The 22136-nt window shown below is 53.7% G+C and carries 12 protein-coding genes, 1 tRNA gene and 2 pseudogenes; 12 read left to right on the forward strand and 3 right to left on the reverse strand.

Going from position 1 to position 22136, the window contains the following annotated elements; translation table 11 throughout:
* Positions 1-330: 330 nt before the first annotated feature.
* Positions 331-4155 carry a DUF3857 domain-containing protein gene (locus Q0Y46_RS09955; RefSeq protein ID WP_297947070.1) on the reverse strand — a complete coding sequence of 1275 codons (3825 nt, stop codon included), beginning with the start codon at positions 4153-4155 and terminating at the stop codon, positions 331-333.
* Between the two features lie 70 nt (positions 4156-4225).
* On the reverse strand, positions 4226-4378 hold the full coding sequence (locus Q0Y46_RS09960; RefSeq protein ID WP_297947072.1) for a hypothetical protein: 153 nt from the start codon (positions 4376-4378) through the stop codon (positions 4226-4228).
* Positions 4379-4698: 320 nt separating this feature from the next.
* Here Q0Y46_RS09960 and Q0Y46_RS14950 point away from each other — a divergent pair.
* From Q0Y46_RS14950 to Q0Y46_RS09975, 4 genes and pseudogenes are all read left to right on the forward strand, one after another.
* Positions 4699-5406 (forward strand): annotated as a pseudogene (locus Q0Y46_RS14950) (FISUMP domain-containing protein); the annotation flags it as partial.
* Positions 5407-5550: 144 nt separating this feature from the next.
* A pseudogene (locus Q0Y46_RS14955) lies at positions 5551-5640 on the forward strand (FISUMP domain-containing protein); the annotation flags it as partial.
* Between the two features lie 244 nt (positions 5641-5884).
* A complete protein-coding gene (gene gap, locus Q0Y46_RS09970; RefSeq protein ID WP_297947076.1) occupies positions 5885-6886 on the forward strand; it encodes a type I glyceraldehyde-3-phosphate dehydrogenase in 1002 nt (333 codons plus the stop codon).
* Positions 6887-7087: 201 nt separating this feature from the next.
* The gene (locus tag Q0Y46_RS09975; protein WP_297947078.1) at positions 7088-8092 is read left to right on the forward strand and encodes a hypothetical protein; all 1005 of its coding nucleotides are present in this window, start codon (positions 7088-7090) and stop codon (positions 8090-8092) included.
* Between the two features lie 15 nt (positions 8093-8107).
* Here the strand turns inward: Q0Y46_RS09975 and Q0Y46_RS09980 are convergent, their stop codons facing one another.
* Positions 8108-11134 (reverse strand): CHASE2 domain-containing protein, encoded by a 3027-nt coding sequence (locus tag Q0Y46_RS09980; protein WP_295685082.1) that lies wholly within the window; start codon positions 11132-11134, stop codon positions 8108-8110.
* A gap of 109 nt (positions 11135-11243) precedes the next feature.
* Between Q0Y46_RS09980 and Q0Y46_RS09985 the strand changes: the two genes are divergently transcribed.
* The 8 genes from Q0Y46_RS09985 to guaB all read left to right on the forward strand — a co-directional run.
* Positions 11244-14156 carry a DNA translocase FtsK gene (locus Q0Y46_RS09985; protein WP_297947080.1) on the forward strand — a complete coding sequence of 971 codons (2913 nt, stop codon included), beginning with the start codon at positions 11244-11246 and terminating at the stop codon, positions 14154-14156.
* A gap of 100 nt (positions 14157-14256) precedes the next feature.
* A complete protein-coding gene (gene ispE / locus Q0Y46_RS09990) occupies positions 14257-15180 on the forward strand; it encodes a 4-(cytidine 5'-diphospho)-2-C-methyl-D-erythritol kinase (protein ID WP_297947082.1) in 924 nt (307 codons plus the stop codon).
* A gap of 296 nt (positions 15181-15476) precedes the next feature.
* Positions 15477-15548, forward strand: a tRNA-Gln gene (locus Q0Y46_RS09995).
* Positions 15549-15584: 36 nt separating this feature from the next.
* Positions 15585-16214 carry a 50S ribosomal protein L25 gene (locus Q0Y46_RS10000; RefSeq protein WP_295685091.1) on the forward strand — a complete coding sequence of 210 codons (630 nt, stop codon included), beginning with the start codon at positions 15585-15587 and terminating at the stop codon, positions 16212-16214.
* 281 nt (positions 16215-16495) lie between these two features.
* Positions 16496-17050: an aminoacyl-tRNA hydrolase gene (gene pth, locus Q0Y46_RS10005; RefSeq protein ID WP_297947084.1), complete on the forward strand. Its 555-nt coding sequence runs from the start codon at positions 16496-16498 to the stop codon at positions 17048-17050.
* 115 nt (positions 17051-17165) lie between these two features.
* Positions 17166-18971, forward strand: coding sequence for a hypothetical protein (locus Q0Y46_RS10010; RefSeq protein WP_297947085.1), 1806 nt, complete (start codon positions 17166-17168; stop codon positions 18969-18971).
* A gap of 5 nt (positions 18972-18976) precedes the next feature.
* Complete coding sequence (locus tag Q0Y46_RS10015; RefSeq protein ID WP_297947087.1) at positions 18977-20782, forward strand: hypothetical protein; 1806 nt, start codon at positions 18977-18979, stop codon at positions 20780-20782.
* A 104-nt stretch (positions 20783-20886) separates the two neighbouring features.
* Positions 20887-22136, forward strand: a 1250-nt coding sequence (gene guaB / locus Q0Y46_RS10020; protein WP_297947089.1) for an IMP dehydrogenase, incomplete at its 3' end; no start/stop codon positions are given.

The following is a 22136-nucleotide window of genomic DNA, read 5'->3' on the forward strand; positions in this document are numbered from 1 at the left end:
GAGGCTCCAGGTTCGAGGTAAATTTATTATGAATTTGAATTGACATGGTAGATGGCTGTGTGGTGACAGGTTACTGGCGGAGATTGCTTCAGGGCTTCGCCCCTCGCAATGACAATTTTTTCCTTTCGTCTCACCTACAGGCTCCAGGTTCGAGGCTCGAGCAATGGGCAGTGAGCAATGAGCAGTGAGTTTTCAGGTGATTAGTAAGCAGTTAAAGGACAAACTCGGAATACACCCCCTAACCCCTAACCACCAACCACTAACCACTAACCACTATCTACCTCATACCTCAAAGGCGCTTGCGCCGACCTCATAGCTCACACCTCATCGCTACTTCACCACAATCATCGGGCTCGTTTCGCTCAGCAGGTAGTTCCACTCGGCGCGGATTTTCTCGTATTCGGCGGGGTCCGCGTACAGGGCGAATGTCGTCCAGCGGATGGAGGTGCCGGCGCTTGTCCCGCTGGTGGATTCCTTACCTTTTTCGTAGCTCACGTAGTCCGGCGTTTTCGGGTACGGCTTGGGCGGTGTAACCGTCACGGTGTGGCCGCTCGGGGCGGTGACCTTGAGCGTGTAGCTGAACTGCGTCTCGTGCGGCATGCGGATGGGGTGGTGGCGCTTGGAAACCTTCGGAATCTTGAACAGGCTGCGTTCCCACACGTTCGGGAAGCGGCCCTTGAGCTCGGAACCGCCCTGGCCGAAGTATCCCTTGGAGGCGTAGGTGTTCACGATGATCAGCGGCTTGTTGAACTCGTTCAAGTTCTCGATTCTTACGTTGCCGATGCTCACGTCGGGGACTCCGCTCGCGAGGAAGTCCTCGAGCAGGGTTTCCTGTTCCTTGACGTCGTGGCTGAAGAACTTATTGCGGATGGCCGATGCGAACTTGCCCTGCAGCGTGACGGAATCGCGGAATTCGCAGGCTCCGTCGGTGCCGATGTGGAGGCGGTGCTCTATGGCAATCTGGTGTTCCTGATTGTCTTCGAGGATAGGCGTCGTCACGACCTTGCTGTTGTCATCGTCGATGATTAGCGCGACCTTGCCTTCCATGTCGAGCGGCACGGGGCGGTCGTTGCCCGTCTTGTCGGTCGCGTCGATCCAGCGCTCGCTAATCTTGTCTTGCTTGGGGATGTAGAGAATCATGTGGTTGAACTGCTGGATGGTCGGCAGCTGTTCGAACCCTTCTTCGGTGAGGTGGATGGCCACGAGGTGGCTCTTGACCCCGATGGCCTCGAGCATTTCCTTGAGCAACAGGGCCATGTCCTTGCAGTCGCCACGACGCTCCTTGAGCGTCACTTCGGCGGTCTGCGGGATAAGGCTATGACCGCCGAAGCGGACATCGCGATAGCGGATGTCGTGGCGCACGAAGTTGACAATCGCCTTCACGGCCTCGTCGCCGATACGGCTGCCGCGCACCTCGAATGCCTTCTCGCGCACACTCACGGCCTGCTTGAACTGGTGCTTGATGAGGTTCTGGTAATCTTCGCCTACGTTCTTCCATTCCTGCTTGCCGGTGAGCATGAGGCCCGCGCCAAAGTCGCGGTACACCGGCATGTACATTTCCTTGCGCACGATGACCGGGTTCTCGATGCTCCATTCCACGCCGCCCTTGAACGTCTTCTTCTCGAGCGGGCCGTATTCTTCGGTCACGAAGCGGTTCGGGTCGGCATAGATGCGGAAGATGCTCTTGCCCACGGGCACGTCGCTGCTGCTTACGTAGTCGGTGTAGGGAATCATGCCCTTGTTCTCGATGTTGGTGCGGCTGAACTGCACGTAGATAAAGTCGCCCGGCTCGAGTTCCTGCAGCGGGAAGTGCGCCGTCTGGCTCTCGTTTCCGCCGCCGATTTCTGTGGCGTAGGTGATGTAGGCCCCGTTCAGGCCGACTTTCTGCTTCAGGTTCCAGTTGCTGTCGTAGACTTCGAGCGCGTTGATGTAGATGCGGTCAAAACCGGGCAAGAAGTCGAAGGTGAACTCGCGGTAGATGGCCGTGCCGCGCAGGTCGAGGATTTCCATGAGCATCTCGTCGGTGCGGACCCAGTTGGAACCCTTCTCGGCCTTGAGCGCTTCTTTGTGGTAATGCACGACGGCGGGGAAGTCGCCCTCGGTTCCGGCCTTCTTCGCGGCGGGAGAGAGCAGACCCTTGATGCTTGCCGTGCGCTCTTCGACTGGGGTGATGGGCTTTTGCAGCGTGCGGTTGTCGGCCTTGCCGAGGAACGCCTTGGTGGCGCTCAAGAAGCTCTTGGCGTCTTCGTTGTCGGGCTTGAGCGAAAGCGCCTTGGTGAGCGACTTTTCGGCTTCGCGGTAGTTCCTGCTATAGAAGAGGATCTTGCCCTGGGTTGTCCATGTCTTGTAGTTGTTGCGGTCCTTGGCGATGGTCTCTTCGCTGATGGCGCGGGCTTCCTCGTAGCGGCCGAGGAACACGAGCGCGTCCATGAGGGTAGAACCGAGGTCCACGCTCATTCCGAATCGTCCGCGTACGCCATAGAGCACGTCGACGGCTTCGGCGTACTGGTCAAGGCCCATGTAAGTCTTGGCGAGGTAGACGCCCAGGCGGCTGCTGGGCTGCGTGTCGTACAGGCGCTGCACCACGATGAGCGACTGGTTGCGCTGTCCGAGTCCCCAGAGCGCGTCACTCAGGTTGATGACGTATTCCGGGTTGTTCGGCGTGTAGCGGAGCGCCCCTTCGGCGCATTCGCGGGCGTGACCGTAGTCGAACAGCGCCTCGTACATTTCGCCCAGAATGGAGAGCAGCTTGCCGTTCTTGCGCACGAGATCCATCTGGCTCGTGAAATAGCTGATGCCCGGCCCGTAGAGTTCCTTGAGCTGGTACACGAAACCGCAGTTGATGAGGTACAGCGGTTCTTCGGGGTCCATCTTGTTCGCGCGTTCAAAATAGCTGAGCGCGACGAGCGGCTGGTTTTCCATGAGGCGTAACAGGCCGACCTGGCTCATGATGGCCGCGTTGAACTTCGCCTGCTTCTTGTCGTTGGCGAGGCTCGGCTTTGCACCGACCTTGAGGCCTTCGACGGCGTTGTCCATGATTTTCTCGTACTTTTTCTTGTTGATGCCCTGCGTCCAGCTGACCACGAGGATGCCGCGGCCGTCGTCGTAGAAATAGCGGCCCTTGTAGTAGAAGTCGAACTTGTTCACTACGTGTGTGAGCGTGAATTCCTGGGCGTAGCGGTCGCCGACCTTGACTCGGCGGACATCCATGCTCGGTTCATTCGGGTCGACGCCGAGGCGGGTGAGGAGCACCTTGAACATGTCGGATTGGCTGACTTCGTCGCTGGGGACCATGGCGCCGTACACGAACATCGAAATGTCTTCGTCCTTGTTGCTGAGCACCAGATCCGGGTCTTCGTTCTGGCGGGCGACGCCGTTCCAGATGTGCCAGAAGTTGTCCTTGACTTCCCAGCGGTAGCCCAGAGCGTCGCTGCTGTGTTCGCGGATGGTTTCCGGGGAGAGTTCCGGGCCCGATTCCTGCGTGGTTTCCTTCATCGCGAAGGAGGCGAAAAATTCCTTCCATTCCTGCTTGAGCGCCCCTGCGGGTAGCGTCACGTCGGTGGCCGAGAGCGTGAGCGTGTAGACCTTGCCGCCGGAGCCGGTGACAAGCCCGACCGCCTCGTAGGGCGTTTCGTAGCGCTTGCCGGCCACGTCGAAGAATGCGCCCGTGACCCCGAAAGCCTCCTCGGGGTAGGTCTCGGCGAGAGTCGCCTTCTTGCCGCTGGACTCGAAGCTCTGCATTTCCATCTGGGCGCGATCCATCAGGCGCATCGGTTCGCCCTGGGGGAGCTCCACCTCTACGAGCACGGCGCGGCGGCCCGTTTCGGCGTTGTAGAATTCGTAGGGGGCGCCGTCTTCGCCGCCGATGATGGACCAGTTCCCTGCAGGAGGCTCAAAGCGGTAGCCCGGTGCATCTATGACCCCATTCTTGAGGGAAATGCCTGCGGAACTGTTCCCGCTTGCCGGGAGGGATGAACCGTCAAAGTCGGCTGTGTAGTCGTCGCTGTAGTAGCTGCTTGCGTTGGAGCTGCCCTGTTGCGCTTCGGGCTCGGTGGTGGGAGCCGGGTTCCCGGCACAAGAAACCAGGACGGAAAAACCGAGCAGGGAAGTACAAAAACGGACAATGTGACGTGAAATTTTAGACGAATCGCTCATAGGGCGAAAAATAAAAAATTAAGGAAGAATGTAACGAAAGAGCCCCCCGTCGGGAGGCTCTTTGCTATAATCATGCAGATGCAAAATCCTTTGAGGCTTGCGCCCTCAACTTGAGGACCTTTTCTTTGGGTAACTTGGTGATATCGGTATACCCTTCTAAAGATACATCTTTTGCAAAGTCCTTGTCAAGCAGTTTCTTTAGCCTGTCTTCATTGCGGTTCATAACGTTTCTCCCTATTGATAATAAATGAGTCTAGATTCTGGCCCCTAATCCTCTATAGACGTTTTTGCCGACTTTTTTTCCGATTTTTTTTTATCTGTTATTTTTTTTACAATGCGGAGGCGAAGGGAAGATTCTATATTCAATGACGGTTTGGACCGCGGGGTAAAATGAAGCGATTGTGTGATTTTATGGCTGGAGCGAAAGGCCTTACGCTGGTAGGGCTCCTTGCATTAACCATTCTTGCCGCCTGCGATAGCGGTGGCTCTGCAGTTGCTGATTCCAGTAGCGACACGGAACTCAAGGACTCTGAGCTTGCCGAAATGTCTGACCTGGTTGTATCTTCTTTCGATGATTTGCCGGTATGCACCGATGCGCGCGAAAGTACGACCGCTTACGTGAAAGACGAGAAAAAGGCCTACGCCTGCGATGGCGCTGACTGGGCCGTGGACGCCGCGTTGACGGAGTCCATTCGGAAAATCCGCGATAAAAAAAATGAGTCTACTAAGAGCAAGTCGGGCAAAGGGAAAGGTATTTCTGCAGACAGCATTTACGATGCGGAAAACAATACTTTGACGGACCTTCGCGATGGACATGTTTATAGGACTGTGACGATTGGTGACCAGATATGGATGGCCGAAAATCTAAACTATGCTTACCCTGGAAAGACGTTTGAACTGGATTCGTCCAGTTTTTGCGAAAGTGATCCTGGTGAATATGTTTGCGATAAGTATGGACGTCTATACCTGTGGAGCTCGGCATTTGACAGCGCTGGATTTTTTTCTACAAATAGCAAAGGGTGCGGAGTTGGGAAGATTTGTACGCCTAGAGATCCTGTACGCGGAACCTGTCCTAAAGGCTGGCATTTGCCGATGAATGCTGAATGGGGTGTTTTGCTTTCAACGGTAGCTGGTGATACTCAATTCGGTAGCCATCCTTGGTATGTTGATATGTATACGGCTCACGTGCTTAAGTCTGTTGATGGTTGGAATGGTAAAGGCACTGATGATTTTGGCTTTTCTGCTACTGGTTCTTTTATTCGTTGTATCAAGGATTCAGAGTCAGAAATGGCTTTTGATGGTGCCCCGGAGCTTCCTGATATTGTTGATAAAATGGATGTTACAACGAATTTGGCTGGACCTTGCAAAACAGATAGTACTGATGATTGCGAATACGGCATATTGATAGACGATCGCGATGGTAAAACCTACAAGACGGTAACTATCGGAGCTTATACCTGGATGGCAGAAAACCTAGATTATGAGACCGAGAATATAAAGGATATCAACCATGTAGCTTGAATGTAGATGAGAAGTGCAATGCCCTCTCCGTCCGTTGCGTCAAGGACTACTAGTATTTCCTCATCCTCCATTGCCGGTTTGCCCTTTTTTTGCTTCCGGAACTACACAAAGGCCCCCTTTTTTTGTATCTTTGGAGCCAACAACGCACCATCCTGCCCCAAAAAGCGGGGTGAAGCAATTTCACAACAAACAAAAAAAGGATCCAATAATGGCTCTCAAACTCGGTATCAATGGTTTCGGCCGCATCGGCCGTATGGTGTTCCGCGCCGCCGTGGAAAACTTCGCAAACGACATTCAGGTTGTCGGTATCAACGATCTTCTCGACGTTGACTACCTCGCCTACATGCTCAAGTACGACTCCGTGCACGGCAAGTTCAACCACGACGTGTCTTTCGAAGGCAACTTCCTCATCGTCGATGGCAACAAGATTCAGGTGTTCGCCGAAAAGGATCCGACCAACATCACTTGGGGTGCCCTCGGTGTTGACGTTGTCGTGGAATCCACTGGCTTCTTCCTGACCGACGAACTCGCCCGCGCCCACATCAAGGCCGGTGCCAAGAAGGTCATCATGTCTGCCCCGTCCAAGGACGCTACTCCGATGTTCGTCTACGGCGTGAACCACACCACCTATGCCGGTCAGGACATCATCTCCAACGCTTCCTGCACCACCAACTGCCTCGCCCCGATGTCCAAGGTCCTCAACGACAAGTTCGGCATCAAGCGTGGCCTCATGACCACCGTTCACGCTGCTACTGCTACGCAGAAGACCGTCGACGGCCCGTCCAAGAAGGACTGGCGCGGTGGCCGCGGCATCCTCGAAAACATCATCCCGTCTTCTACGGGTGCTGCTAAGGCCGTGGGTAAGGTTCTCCCGTCCCTCAACGGCAAGCTCACTGGTATGAGCCTCCGCGTTCCGACCTCTGACGTTTCCTTCGTCGACCTCACTGCCGAACTCGAAAAGCCGGCTACCTACGAAGAAATCTGCAAGGCCATGAAGGAAGCTTCTGAAGGCGAACTCAAGGGCATCCTCGGTTACACCGACGAAGCTCTCGTTTCTACCGACTTCCGCAACGACGCTCGCACTTCCATCTTCGACGTCAAGGCTGGTATCCAGCTCGACCCGACCTTCGTGAAGGTTTGCGCCTGGTACGATAACGAATGGGGCTACAGCAACAAGGTTTGCGAAATGGCCCGCGTCATCACCAAGTAATTGATTTCTGCTAAGCGTTAGTGGCGCGGACGTAACAGCCTCCGGGCAACCTGATTTCCGCGCTTCCGCTTGAAATCTTTTACAAAGAAACCCCGCTCGCTTGAGCGGGGTTCTCTTTTTTTTGGAATAAAAGAAAAAAAATCTCCTTTTTTGATTTTTTTTAATTACGTTTAGTTTGTAAACAAAAAAAAGGAGATTTCTGTGAAAATGTCTTTCAAAGCCTATTCGGCCCTGTTCTGCGCCTTCGTGGGTGCCTTAACCTTTGCCGCTTGCAGCGACGACAACGGAACCAATGCGAGTTCTAGCTTTGGCTCGAGCGGGGGAGACGGCTCGTATGAAACCTACAGGATCTCCGTGAACAAGAAAGAGCAGACTGTTACAATCTATTTGTCCGAATCGAGTGTGAATTTATGTATCTGGGATGGCGAGTCGGTGGGGTGGAAAAACGTGAAGACGGAGCCCGAAACCATGCGTGCGATGTACCGTTTTGTAGGGGACACTCTTGTTTATTCCTTCTGGAGCGAAGAATACGGTAAATATGGAAGAGAGGGCAGAATGTTTGTTGGTGGCCATTCCGGCGATATCACTGGCACTTGGACGATTATTCCCTGCACGTACTATATGGACGCCGATAGAACCTCTTGCGATGAGGATGCCGATTCTGAATATTACCAGAAATATGCCGACAAGATGATCATTTCGTCAAATTCAGTTTCCGTGTCTTATGTAGACGACGAGTATACTCGAAACCGCAAGTACGAAACAAGCTATTATAGAATGATGTTCTATCGTGCCATGTCAAGCGATGGGGCTGACCGTTTCCCTGTGGCAAAGACTCTGTTCCAATCCACAAGTGACAATGATTATGAAACGCGTTTCCCCGCCGTCACCTCTTCCGATTTTTCCTCAAATGGCGAAACCCTTAGCGCTGGCGACAAGACGGTCAGCGTGAACATCAAGAAATTCAGTATAGGCCAAGATGTCGAAGTAATCGTCGATGTCAGCAGTAACGGAAAAAACTGTACTAGCGAATTTAAGAGCGTCCAAAATGTAACCAAGGACCTTTGCAAGGCCGAAAACAAGGATTATCTCCATTTTGATAACGAGGAAGTGGACGCCAACGGCGATGAAATCATCTATGCGTATAGCTACGAGTACGACAACGATGACGAATTCAACCAGTGCATGCAGACACTTTTCCCCTAGTTGACGTAGCTTTCGCTATTTCTCGGTCGCAGTGAACACTCCGTCCCAGACTTCGCCTTCGGCGACGGGCGGAGTGATTTTGTATTGCTCGCAGCGCTGGATATAGACATGCGACGGGGTGGTTTTGCTGCCGGGGTCGCGGTCGGGGTGGTGGGGCTCGAAATCGAGGCAGAGCGTGAACATCTTGATGGCCTCGTCCCATTGCATGTTGAGGTAGAGTTCTCGGGCCTTTTCCCATATTTCGACGAGTTTCGTCAGCACGGGTTCGTCCTTGTCCCCGATTTTGCCGAGCAGTTCGAATGTCTTGACGGGCTGGCTCTTGCCTATGACGCGGATGGTGTCGAGCGAGCGGTAAATGAAGAATCCCGGTTTGAGCAGCGCCTGCGTGTCTTCGCTAATCTGTATATAGGCACCGTACTGCTTGGCCGCACTTTCCAGGCGCGCGGCGAGGTTCACGGCGTCGCCCATCATGGTGTAGTTCTTGCGCATGGTTGAACCCATGTTGCCCGTGACGATGTCACCCGAGTTGATACCGATGCGCATGTGCATTTCGTGGACGGCTGTGGGCCACTTGTCGCCCTCGTTTTTCCACTTCTGGCGCAGTTCTCCCAGTTTCTGCTGCATATCCACTGCCGTTTCGCAGGCGCTCTGGGCGTGGTTTTCGAGCGGCATGGGCGCCCCGAAGAAGGCGATGATGGCGTCGCCTTCGTACTTGTCGAGCGTTCCCTTGTTGTGGATGAGCGTGTCGGTCATTGCGGTCAGGTATTCGTTCAGCAGGTCCACGAGTCGGCTCGGGTCGCCGATTTTCTCGGAGAACGTGGAGAAACTGCCGATGTCGGTGAAGTAGGCGGTAATGTTCGACTTTTCGCCGCCGAGGGTCGGCATAATTTCGTTGTTCACCATTTCGTCGATCAGTTCGGGGGAAATGTACTGCTTGAACGCGTTGTCGAGGAATCTCTTTTCGCGGGATTCGTAGTAGAACTGCACAATCAGCGCAATGACGTTTGTCGCTAAGATGGCGATGAGCTGCCTTGCCACTCCGATATAGGTGCCCGCCTCGAAATATCTGTATGCTACGAAGGTGTAGATGATGGCGATGAGGACGGAAATGCCGATAGACCAGTAACTCTTGAGGTAAAGCCCGAGGAGCATGCAGATGATGGCGAGTAGGACGATGATGGCTTTTTGATGGCGTTCGGCCAGCACCACCATGTAGCTGTCGTTGAGGATGTTCTTGATGATGGTGGCGTGGATGAGCACGGCGGGGTTGTTTTCTTCGTGGGGGCCGGGCACAAAGTCGAATAGTGCCGGGGCCGCAGACCCGAGGATGAATATCTTCCCTTGGTAGAATGCCGGATCGAGGCGGTTCTTGGTCACGTCGTAGTAGGAGAGGTGCTGGAAGGCGCGGTTGATGTCGGCGGTGTTGTAGCGGCCTTGGTAGTTGACGAGGAATTTGCCGGACCGGTCGATGGGGACGCGCTTCACGTTGCCAAAACGCAGTTCTTCGCCGGCCTTGAGCCTGTTGATGACGGAGTCGGGTGTGGCCTGGATGTCGCGGATGACGTTGTCCGAGAGGATGATGTTGTTCGAATACCACTTGTTGGTGGCCTTGTCGTAGCGGATATCCAGGTCCATGGAAAGGTGGACTGGGTGGTTTACCGGCATGCGCGCAATGGAATCGCGGAAGAACTGGATGGTGCTCAGGATATACGGGGAAATGACGGCTTCTTCGTCTTCTTGGTTGTCGTGCAGGAGGAATCTCCCGTCACCGTCTTCGTCGTGCTTGAGCGTGATGTCCCCGCCCAGGTCGAGTTCTTCTTCTGGTTTCAGGTGTTCCAGCGTCTCGAGCGTGAGCTTCATGAGCGTCTTGGAAAGCCTAGGCGTAAGGAGCTGCCCCTCAAAAATTTCAAACGAGAAATCGCCTTCTTGGGTTTTCGTGACGATTATCTTGGAAGAAATGTCGATGAATTGTTCCTGGTCTGCTTCGATATTGCTTGCGAACTTGAGCTTGTTGTAGAGCGAGAGGAACATCGGGTAGCTGAATCCCGGATATGTCGTGTGGTAGCCCCCGTTGGAGTCCCTGTATATGCCGAAAGGCTTGCCAAGGTCGATGTACTTGCCCAACTTGATGACTACGTTTTCGGGCTTTTGGTGGAACAAGTGCAAGACAGTCATGAGCGACATTGTCGAATAGATATGCGGCGTGACATCGGGGTAGAGTTCCGGGTTGGGGAACCTGTAGAGCAGCGATACGCGGCGCACCACGCCGTCTTCGTCGGGGTAGGCGTTGACGGAGCCGATTTGTGCAGAAGCCTGGGCCAGTTCGGGGAAGATGTTGTCGAGGAGGTCTTTGGGTTCGATGTTGTTGGCCGAGTCGGCTTGGTCGAGGCGGAATGTGGAGCTGTAGCCCAGCGCGTCGGCGCGTTCGGTCGTGCTGAGCGGCCTCCACTGGGTCTCGTGCTTGTACGACTTGCTTTCATCAAACATCAGGCACGATATGGCGTTCCCGCTTTCTTTGACCGCTTTGACAAGTAGGGAATCGTAGTTGAAGCTTTCCTTGATGGCCGAATAGAGGGAATCCCACATGTTTTCCGGGTACAGCCTCTTGAGGACTCCCAGCATCTGGTTCGCTTTTTGCTGGCCGAAATCTGCATTCTTGAAGAGAATATCGAAACCTATGGCGGCAGCGCCCCCTGCGGTGAGGTTGCGCACCACGTTCGCGTGGATAGAACGGTCCCATTCGTTGTAGTTGCCGAGCTTGGCGAGCGAGGGCTCGTCGATGTCGACAATGAGGATGTTGGGGTCGTACCCCTTGGATACGGAGACTTTGTCGTTGGAGTAGTTTTCTTCTTCGTCGACGCTGGTCACTGCCTTGAAAAAGAGGTCGTAGAAGTTGTTTTCTATAGTGTCGGCACCGCTGTGCGTGATGTTGAAAAGATCGTTCTGCGAACTGGCGAATAGGAAAATGGCGATAGTGGTGACTGTGGCACCGATTAATCCCGCAATGAGTTTCTTGGATCCTTTAGATAGCTTCGTTCGCATGTTTCCCCTATTCTTCGACTAGTTTCAATTTATAAAAAAAAGCCCGGAGTTGTCACAACGTGACATGGATTAATAATTATATTATGCCGTAGACGATAAGGAGGCCAGATTGGCGACCCAAAAGAAAAATAGCTCCAAGAAATCAACCAAGTCCAAGTCCGGTGCCGCAGCGGAGAACGTTCAAGATTCTCCGTTCTTCTGGGTGGTTGTCGGTTGGCTTATTGCGGCCATCGGGGCCCTGATTCTCCTGGGGAGCATCACCTCCGCATGTACCGCAGGCCATGAAAATTGGCTCGGGCCTTATCTCGGCGATCTTCTTCCGAGTTTGTCCACCTACGTTTTTGGCCGCGTCGGGGCGATTTTCCTTTCTTTCTCGCTCATGTTCTGGGGCATCTGTATCGCATTGCCTGCATTGCGCGCAAAACTCCTCCGCTTTGCCATCGGGTGTTCCTTGCTCACGTTCGATCTGAGTTTCTTGCTTGCCCTCAAGTCTTATGGCGAATCGCTGCCGTCTAGCGAGGCGCTGTCGATGGGCGGGGGTGCTGTCGGGCATTTCTTTAGCCAGTATGTGCTGTTGCCGTTTTTTGGTCCGGCGTCTATCCTTGCTCCGTTAATCGTGTTGCTCACAGGCCTTGCTCTCATTTTGGTGCTTTCGTTTGGCCTGCGTCCTCGGCATTTCCGCTTTTTAGCCCAGACAATGCGCTGGTTCCTGTCGCTCTTTGGGCGTCGGACGAATGCTCCTGCGGCAGAAGTGGATAACGATGGGGAATCCTCCGACGACGAAGATACTGTGGTGAACCGTCGCGGTGTTTCCATGATGAGCGATGAGACTCTTCTCGGGAACATTAACGATTACAAGATTTTGCGCAAGAACAAGGTGAAGCCTTTCAGCGGGCGCAATAACTGGCTCGAAGGCGAGGCGGACTTTACGGCTCCTGCTGAAAACGTTCCGGTCCAAGATGCACGCCCGTTGCCGCCGGACGAGAATACTTTGAATACGCCGCCGGTCGCAGAACCCCCTGCGGTTGCCGATGGCGAAGATCCGGAAATCGCCCGCCTCGAGGAAGAACTCCGCCGCAACGAAGGGCGCATGAACGCGCTTGAAATTATGGAAATCAAGGACCGGATTGCCGCGCTACGCCGCGCCCGCGACTTGATTAATTGGGAGAAGGCTCACCCGAGTCGCTTGGTGGTGAAGGGTGCCGTGCGCGGTGGCTCGAATACCCGCGAGGTGGAAACCGTGGAGGTGCCGCCGGTGCCGCCGCATGTGACCGAAGCGCAGACGGTTGTCGCGGGCAAACCCGATTTCGAAAATGACCCGACGGTTGCTCCGAAGTTGCTTGGTGAAGATTTGATGGGAAGCGATGGAACCCGCTTTGATGAACCCGTCGCTGACGATGACGAGACATTCTACCCGGAGGTTGTGAGTGCCGACGAAGTGGGCCGCGACCCGACTTACGTGCCGCCCAACAGGATAGGGACCGCCGAGTCGACGGGCATCCCTCAGCCCGACCCGACGCAGCATTACGACGAATACAAGATTCCTACGGTCGACGAGATTTTGGATACGCACGACCCGCAGCCTGCCGACTATACCGAAGAGGAACTGAACGAGATTGGCCGCATGCTCGAGGAAAAGCTCGAAAACTTCAAGGTGAAGGGCAAGGTGGTCGGTTGCGAGACTGGCCCCGTGATTACCCGCTTCGAGGTGGAACCGGGCCCGGGCGTGAAGGTGAACCAGTTCAGCTCTCTACAAGATGACCTCGCGATGGCCTTGAAGGCGACATCCATCCGCATTTTGACGCCGATTCCGGGCAAGGGCGCTGTGGGTATCGAAATCCCGAACAGGAAGACGCAGACGATTTACGGTCGCGACATCTTCGAAAGTGCCGCGTTCAAGCCGAGTCCCGACAAGATCGTGATGGCGCTCGGCAAGGATATTTCGGGCGAGCCGTTCGCGATGGATTTGGCGAAGGCTCCGCACTTGATGATTGCGGGCCAGACGGGTTCTGGTAAGTCCGTCTGCATCAACGCACTCATGGCGAGCATGTTGCTCAGCAAGACTCCCGACGAACTTCGCATGATTCTCGTGGACCCGAAGGCCGTGGAACTCAAGATGTACGAGAACATCCCGCACCTTTTGGCTCCCGTGATTACCAAGCCGGAAGTCGCTATCCAGGCGCTGCAGTGGCTCTGCTACGAGATGGACCGCCGTACCGAGGTGCTTGCGAAGGCGAAGGTACGCAACCTCAATGGTTTCAACGAAAAATTCGATGCCGGCGAGCTGCCGGATGATGTTCCCGAAGAGGACCGCAGCCACCGTATGGCGTTCATCGTCGTGATTATCGACGAAATGGCCGATTTGATGATGGTCGCGGGCAAGGAAATCGAGAAGAACGTTAGCCGCCTCGCCGCAAAGGCTCGTGCCGTGGGTATCCATCTGGTGCTTGCGACGCAGCGCCCGTCGGTGAAGGTGATTACCGGTAACATCAAGGCGAACTTGCCGACGCGTATCAGCTTCAAGGTGGCCTCGCAGGTGGACGCCCGCACGGTGATGGACCATGCCGGTGCCGAAAAGTTGCTGGGCCGTGGCGACATGCTGTACAAGGCCGTGAACGCACCAGACCCGATTCGCCTGCATGGCGCATTCCTCAGCGACGAGGAAGCCGAAAAGCTTGCCGATGCCTGCAGTAACCAGAACGTCTGCTATCCGCAGCTCGAGAGTTTTGACGTGGTGGAAGATGGTGCCGGAGACGAAGAAGATGGCAATGCAGCCATGAACGAAAAGAAGGACAAACTGCTTTTCGAAGTCGCCAAGTGGGCTATTGAATGCGGCAACGGCCTTTCGACCTCGGCGGTGCAGCGCCACTTCAGCGTGGGCTACAGCCGCGCGGGCAAGATTGTGGACCAGCTTTACGGCATGGGGCTGTGCGCTCGCAGTACGGGCAACTCCAAACCCCGCGCCATGCTCATTGACATGGACCAACTCATGCAACTCGAACGCTCCGGCGCGTTCAGGTAGGTCCGAGGCTCGAGCCCCCTAACCACCAATCACCAACCACTAACCACTAACCACTGTCTACTTCCTACTTCCTACTTCCTACTTCCTACTTCCTACTCCTATGAAAGAATACGCTCCCTCAAAAATCAACCTCTTTCTTGATGTCATTCGCAAGCGCGAGGACGGTTATCACGACTTGGGTACGCTTTTCCAGACGGTGGATGTTGGCGACACGGTTTCGGCAGAGCTCCGGGACGACGGCGTGGTGACACTCGAGTACAGTGTGCCGCAGGACTACCCCAAGGAGTCCGACCTCGTGTACAGGGCGGCGCTCGCTTTGAAGGACTATGCCGAGGTGGCTGCGTCCGGTTCCGGTGTCGCGGAAAGTGAAAAGGCCCGCGTGGCGAAGCTGGGAGCCGATTTGTTCTTGGAGAAAGTCATGCCTCTCGGTGCTGGTTTGGGCGGGGGGAGTGCCGATGCCGCAGCAACCCTCCGGTTGCTGAACCGCCTCTGGAACTTGAATTTCGAGGCCACGGTTTTGGAAGAAATCGGGGCAAAGCTCGGGGCCGATGTGCCCTTCCTTGTCAGAGGCGGCTCGGCTTTCGCCGAGGGCATCGGCGAACGTTTGAGCTTTATTCCTCCGCTTGACCTTCCGGCAGGGGAGGTCCTGCTGATTGCGACCCCGCTCGATGCTGTCCCGACCAAGGATGCCTATGCGGGCGTCCCCAAGTCCGGTCCGGACCGCTGGGAGGCGTACAAGGCCGCTTGGGCTGGCGGGACCGATGCAGAAAAGGCCTTCGGTTGCCATCTGCTTGACTCGGGTTCTTTCTTTAACGCCTTCGAGGTGTCCGTGTTCCCGAAGCACCCGCTTGTTGAGGCGATGAAGGACAAAATCCTCGACCTCGGGGCGCGGGTCGCCCTCATGAGCGGGTCCGGTGCGTCCGTATTCGGGATTTTTGCGGACAAGGCAACGGCCGAAGCCGCCGCCACCGCCCTCAAACCCGACACCCGCTACCTCGCCCTCACCAAATTCTGGCATAAGTAGTCTGTATTAAAAATCTGAATACAAAAGGCATAAACTCACAGAGATGCCTGTAAAAGGGCATTCCCTTAGTAAATGCGAGATATTCGTTTAGTCATTGAGAAAGAAGGAAAACGGGTTGTTAAAAGGAGCGTCGGCCAAGGATGGGGAGGGTGCAGGGAGGGGCCCGTGCGGCCTTCGCAACTCTGAGCTGGGGCCCCTCCCGCTTAAATTTTATAACAAGGAAAGCTGTTTAATCCCTCAAAAGATTCCTCTCCCCTTTAAAAAATCCCAAATTTTGTTATATTTGCCCGCACCATTGGGGTATCGTCAAGTGGTAAGACAACGGATTTTGATTCCGTTATTCGTTGGTTCGAATCCAGCTACCCCAATGAAATTTTTTCTTAATCCAAATGGAGATAAATAAAATGGAACTCACAACGCTCAAAGCTACCTCGAGAGTGCTAGTTGCAAACCGCGATAACGCCCGTTTGCGCAAGGCTGGTCAGATTCCGGCCGTCTATTATGGTAAGGGTATGGAAGCGCTGAACATCACCGTAAGCGATATCGACTTGCGCAAGGTTCTCGCTCCGGGCAAGCGTTACACGCTTCTTGACCTCGAAATCGATGGCAAGGCTGGTAACCCGGCCGTCATCTACAACTACCAGAAGGATGCCATCTCTCAGAAGATCATCCACATCGACTTCCTCAAGATTGCTGAGGATTCCATGGTCAAGGTTCGCGTTCCGGTCAAGCTGTCCGGTCTTCCGATTGGTGTGAAGGCTCAGGGCGGTCTTTTCTCTCAGGAAACCCGCTACCTGATGCTCGCTGCCAAGCCGGCTTGCATTCCGACCATCCTCGACATGGATATCTCCGATTTCGGCACCAACATCACTTTCTACGCCAAGGACTTCAAGCTCCCGGAAGGCGTGGAACTCGCTTCTGGTCCGCGTACCGTGATCTTCACGATTACGTCCAAGTCCAAGAAGAAGGACGATGCTGCTGACGCCGCTGCCGCTCCTGCTGCAGCCGCTGCTCCGGCCGCCGAAGCCAAGTAATTGCTTTAAGCAAGCGAAATTGAACCTGTCTGCCCAGCGCAGGCAGGTTCTTTTTTTGCGATGAGGCCCGAGGTTCGAGGCACGAGGCACGAGCAGTGAGTCATGAGCAGTGAGCGATGAGCAATGAGCGGCGACAAATTCGCTTATCTCCTAACCACTGTTTACTGTCTACTGTCTACTTCCTACTTACCTCACACCTCAAAGGCGCAACGCGCCGACCTCATACCTCATAGCTTTTTCTATATTAGCACTAACCACTAACCACCAACCACTACTCACTAATGTACATCATCGCCGGTCTCGGAAATCCTGGTACGCAATATTCCAACACCCACCACAACGCGGGCTTCATGGCTGTCGAAAAACTCGCCGACCCGAACAAGGACTGGAAAAGCGAACACAAGGCGCTCACTATGAAGGTGAACATCGCAGGCGAGGAATGCCTGCTTGCAAAACCGCAGACTTACATGAACCTCTCGGGCGAGGCAGTACAGGCATTGATGACGTGGTACAAGGTGAAGACCGACCACTTGCTCGTCTTCAGCGACGACGTTAATTTGGACGTAGGCCGCATCCGTTGCCGCAAGGACGGCAGCCACGGCGGGCAGAACGGACTTCGGAACATCATTGAACACGTGGGCGACAAGTTCCCGCGCATCCGTTTTGGCGTGGGAAAGTGCCCTCCGAAATTCGACCTGAGCAACTGGGTGCTGGCCAAGTTCCCGCCCGAAGACCGCCCCGTTTTCGAAGAGGCAATCGCCAAGGTCCCTGCGCTTGTGGAATGCTACTTCAAGTTCGGTATCGAGAAGTGCATGGAACGCTACAACGGGAAGTAGCCACATACCCCGCGGAATATGATACGCGGCGAGTGTTTTTTTCCTAAAAAAGTCTGGCCCGTATTGCATCGACGTGCCGTTTTATATACTTTATATGGGTTGACCGTGGGGGTATATGAAACGGCTTTATCTCATCAGCATCCTTTCGCTTCTTGCCGTATTTGCGGGGTGCGATAGTAGTCAGGTCGATGATCCCCTTGATTTATCTGCAGAAGAGGATTTTTCCAGCAGCTCTTTTTCTAGCAGCAACGCATCCAGCAGCAGCGATGCATTGAGTAGCAGTGTTTCTAGTAGCAGCGCGGTTTCTAGCAGCAGTTATGGGGGTATAGGCAAGCCTAAGACGATTCATGGCTTTGCACAGAAGGGACCGCTGGTGGATAAGGCCCAGGTCAAGGTGGTTTTCTTGGACGAGTCTACTCTGGATTCGATGGGCAAGGCCTATTATGGCAAGATTGAAGGGGACTACGGCGAATATTCTGTCCAGATTGATTCCGTTAAATCAAGGTATGTGCAAGTTACGGTTTCTGGGAAAAGTTCGTCGAAAATTTCCGTGATTGCCGTTGCGAACGATATCGATTTGAATGCCATTGCGGATATCGGGACCCTGGATTCGATTAATTTGAACTTGTTTACGCATCTGGAAACCGGACGCGTGCGGGAACTGGTCCGCAACCAGCACCTCTCTTTTGACGAGGCCAAGGCTCAGTCCCGGAAAGAAATTGTCGATATGTTCCATACTTCGTTTACGACGAAGAGCGGCAAGCCGAGTGACGGCAAATCTCCTGAAACATGGGGCTTTTATACGAATGAGCCTGATGACATCTTTCTGATGGCGGGGTCTTACCTATTGGGGTGGATTCCGGAAGGCCTTGCGGGCCCTGTTTTTAAAAAACTCCTGGAAGATTTTGCGAAGGAAGGTAAATGCCTAAACGATTCCGCGGTATACCAAATGGCAAAATCGTGTTTCTATAATGAACTCGATACGATGGTAAACGGTGGCGTCATCGACCGTTCTATGGCTGGTTCCGATATCGATCCGTGGAGGAAAAAGCGCGACTCTACGGAAATTTATCTTTCCGGTGTTGTTGAAAAGAAAATCAATTCCATATTTAACGTTTTCTGGGAACGCGAACTTGATCTTGGCGATTGTTCGCTTAACTACGACGAAGTAAAGAAAACACAGTATGGCGATTATTTTACTTGTGGTTTTAGCGGTATTATGATGTCGGGAGAAGGCGTGAGGATAGATGTGTTCGATGGCTACGTGGGTCCCCGTACCCGGTGGATGCCGGCAAGAAGAAAGGACAGAAATACGTATGGAATAAAATGCGAGATAAACGACTTGTTTGTGACGGCTGATAATCCGGACAGTATTTCGTACTTGTGCAAGTTCCGCTCGTGGCGCGAGGCTCTGGATATCGAGGAAAAAGTCGGCGTGTGTGACGAAGAGATGGAGCGCACTTTCCAGGAATCGGACAAGTATGGTTATATATGCGAAAAGAAAGAATGGGTCGCCATTACCGATACGCTCGAAGACGTTCGCGACGGGACACGTTACGCATTCCGTAAGGCGGCCGGTCTTTTTTGGTTGCTCGGTGATTTGCGCGATACAGTGTTTACGTGGGACGAGGCTGACCAATGTCCCGAAGGTTGGCGGCTCCCGACTTCAGCGGAATGGGAACGGCTTTTTGAACAGTTTTACACGTTCCTCGAAAATGCTTCGCCATTGAATATTACCGAAGATTCCGGCCCATGGTGGAGCTCGACGGAGCAAGATGAAGGCCATGCCGTAAGCGCATCCCTTGTTCCTTGGTCTACAACTGCCGACCTGCCTTGGCCTATGAGCAGAGTGAGAATTGGATACGATTTGAATAGTGTTGGAAAGGACGAAGTCGCCCGTGTCCGCTGCGTGAAGGAGTGATTTTTATGAAGCGTTGGATCCTGTTTTTCGTACTCCTTTCTTTTGCCTTCTTATCTGGTTGCGGTGGCGATGATGATGGGAAAATCATCACTCTTGAATCCGACGATGTGGAGTCCGTGAGCAGCGCGACTCCTGACGAATGTGACGACGATTGTACGGCATCGTCCAGTAGCGAGGTTTCCAGTAGCAGTGTTTCTAGCAGCAGCAAAGTTTCTAGCAGTAGCTATGGGGGAATCGGCAAGTCCAAGATAATTCATGGATTTGCGCAGAAGGGAACTCCAGTGGATCAGGCTGAAGTCAGGGTGGTTTTCTTGGACGAATCGACTTTGGACCGCGTAGGGAAGGCTTATATGGGCAAGTTCGAGGGCGACTTTGGCGAATATTCGGTCCAAGTGGATTCCGTCGAATCGAAACTTGTACAGATTTCGGTTGCCGGGGAAACGACGATGGAAAAATATTCGGAAGTCAGAGCCGTACTGGCGACGAACGATATTATCATGAATGCGATTGTGGATATCGGTTTGCAAGATACAATCAACGTGAACCTGTTTACGCATCTGGAAACTGAACGCGTGCGGGAACTGGTCCGCAACAAGCATCTCTCTTTTGACGAGGCCAAGAGGCAATCTCGGAAAGAGATATTGGAGTTGTTCCATGTTAAATTCTTGGACGAAAACGGAAATGAACGGGAGGCGCGTCCCCCTGAAACGTGGAGTTTTTTCGGCAATACAATAGACGATATCTTCTTGATGGCTGGGTCAATCTTGCTGAGTTGGGTACCGGGTAGTCTTTCTGATCCTCTTTTCGAAAGCCTTTTGGAAGATTTTGCGCTGGAAGGCAAGTGGAACAACGACTCCGCAATGTACCGCATTGCAAAAGATGTTTTTACAAACAACCTTTCCCGTATGTCTGGTGATGTGATTTATCCAGTTGGTAAACGCGGAACCGATATTGAATCATGGAGAAGAAAATTCGATTCCACGAGTTCTGCTTTTGTCAGTCCCAGCGTTGTATCGGATATAGATGCAGTATTCACTGTTTTTTGGGAGAAGGAATTTGGACTTGGCACTTGTAATCAGGAGAATTTGAACGAACTCAAGAAAACTCGGTACGATGAAGTTTACAAGTGTAAGAGCCCTGATAGCCATTGTTATACAGGTTACTGCAACTCTACAACGCGGTGGATGGATGCTACAAGAATGGAAAGCGACACTTATGGAATTGAATGTTCCGGAACGGACTTTTTTATTTCGTCCGAGAATCCGGATAGTATTCCTTATGTGTGCGAGTCTGGAAAGTGGCGACAAACGTTGGATATCGAAAGAGAAATCGGGTTATGTACAAGTGATTTGAACGGTGAATTCCGGGAAACAGACAAATTCGGTTATACTTGTAAGTCTAAAAGCTGGAATATCTTCACTGATTCACTCGTAGATGCCCGTGACGGGAAAATCTATGCCTACATCAGGGCGTCGCGCCTCTACTGGATGATTGACAACTTGCACGACACCACGTTCACGTGGGCCGAGATGGACGAATGCCCCGAGGGGTGGCGGCTGCCCACTAAGGTGGAATGGGACAGCCTGTTCCGGCAATTGGGCGGGTTGCGAGATAATGCGAGAACGATGAAACTTGATCCCTTCCTAATGGCCTGGCAGTATTGGTCTTCCACGGAGGTAAACGACAGCCTAGCCTATGTTAGTTCTGTAAGTTTTCATGCCATGGATCCGCAACAAGCTCAATTCTTCTCGTACGGCACGATGGAGTTCAGTAAAAATAGTCCCGCCTATATCCGCTGCGTGAAGGAGTGACGCCTTTCTTTAACTTTTTTCCTCTTTTTGATAAAAATCTTTCATTTTTCCTCCCACGTCTCTCGTCTAAATTTTCTATATTCTATACGCAAAAGAGGTACATTATGAAACTTTTGCCAGAAGCTTTGACGTTTGACGACGTCCTCCTAGTTCCCGCTGAATCTTCTGTCTTGCCGGCCCAGACCGACGTGAGCACCCAGCTCGCCCCGAATATCAAGCTCAATATTCCTATCATCAGTGCCGCCATGGATACCGTGACGACGGCTCCCTTGGCCATTTCCCTCGCTTTGCAGGGCGGTATCGGCATCATCCACAAGAACATGAGCGTCGAAGACCAGGCCGAAGAAGTCCGCAAGGTCAAGCGGTGGCAGTCCGGTATCGTCACTAACCCGGTGACGCTCGATGCAGACCAGCCGGTCTCTGCAGCTTTTGAACTCCGCGCCCGCAACAAGGTGAGCGGTTTCCCGATTCTTTCCAAGGGCAAACTCGTCGGTATGCTCACGAGCCGCGACCTCCGCACGGTGAGCGACATGAACGTGAAGATCCGTTCCGTGATGACCAAGAACCCGGTGACGGCCAGCCCGAAGGTGAGCCTTTCCAAGGCGAAGGAAATCCTCGCCGAAAAGCGCATTGAAAAGCTCCCGCTCGTGGATGCTTCCGGTGCCTTGAAGGGCCTCATCACGATGACTGACATCTTGAAGCGCGAAAACAACCCGAACGCTAGCCTCGACAAGAACGGCCAGTTGCTCGTGGGCGCCGCTGTCAGTACCTCTGCCAATACTCTCGAACGCGTGGCAGCCCTCGTGGACGCCGGCGTCGACCTGTTGATTATTGATACGGCTCACGGCCACCACATCGGTGTGCGCAACATGGTGAAGACCGTTCGCAAAAAATATCCGAAGCTCACGATTTGCGCCGGTAACGTTTGCACGCCGGAAGCTGTCGAAGAACTCGCCAAGTGCGGTGCCAACATCGTCAAGGTGGGTATCGGTCCGGGTTCCATCTGCACCACGCGTATCGTGGCCGGTGTGGGTTACCCGCAGTTCTCCGCAGTCGTTGAATGCGGCAAGATGGCTCGCAAGGTCGGCGTGAAGATTATCGCTGACGGTGGCCTCAAGTTCTCTGGCGATATCGTGAAGGCCTTGGCCGCTGGCGGCCATGCCGTGATGGTGGGCTCGCTCTTTGCCGGTACCGAAGAAGCTCCGGGCGAAGTCATTCTCGCCGATGGCCGTAGCTACAAGAGCTACCGCGGCATGGGTTCCCTCGGTGCGATGAAGGCCGGTTCTGCCGACCGTTACTTCCAGGGTGGCGTTCAGGAACCGCGCAAGTTCGTTCCGGAAGGCATCGAAGGCCG

Source organism: uncultured Fibrobacter sp. (assembly GCF_947305105.1).
Classification (GTDB): domain Bacteria; phylum Fibrobacterota; class Fibrobacteria; order Fibrobacterales; family Fibrobacteraceae; genus Fibrobacter.

What these genes read in the sequence shown, in the direction of transcription:
- Q0Y46_RS09955 (WP_297947070.1), bottom strand. Translation starts at nt 4,155, where the DNA reads ATGAGCGATTCGTCTAAAATTTCACGTCACATTGTCCGTTTTTGTACT.
- Q0Y46_RS09960 (WP_297947072.1), bottom strand. Translation starts at nt 4,378, where the DNA reads ATGAACCGCAATGAAGACAGGCTAAAGAAACTGCTTGACAAGGACTTT.
- gap (WP_297947076.1), top strand. Translation starts at nt 5,885, where the DNA reads ATGGCTCTCAAACTCGGTATCAATGGTTTCGGCCGCATCGGCCGTATG.
- Q0Y46_RS09980 (WP_295685082.1), bottom strand. Translation starts at nt 11,134, where the DNA reads ATGCGAACGAAGCTATCTAAAGGATCCAAGAAACTCATTGCGGGATTA.
- ispE (WP_297947082.1), top strand. Translation starts at nt 14,257, where the DNA reads ATGAAAGAATACGCTCCCTCAAAAATCAACCTCTTTCTTGATGTCATT.
- Q0Y46_RS10000 (WP_295685091.1), top strand. Translation starts at nt 15,585, where the DNA reads ATGGAACTCACAACGCTCAAAGCTACCTCGAGAGTGCTAGTTGCAAAC.
- pth (WP_297947084.1), top strand. Translation starts at nt 16,496, where the DNA reads ATGTACATCATCGCCGGTCTCGGAAATCCTGGTACGCAATATTCCAAC.
- Q0Y46_RS10010 (WP_297947085.1), top strand. Translation starts at nt 17,166, where the DNA reads ATGAAACGGCTTTATCTCATCAGCATCCTTTCGCTTCTTGCCGTATTT.
- Q0Y46_RS10015 (WP_297947087.1), top strand. Translation starts at nt 18,977, where the DNA reads ATGAAGCGTTGGATCCTGTTTTTCGTACTCCTTTCTTTTGCCTTCTTA.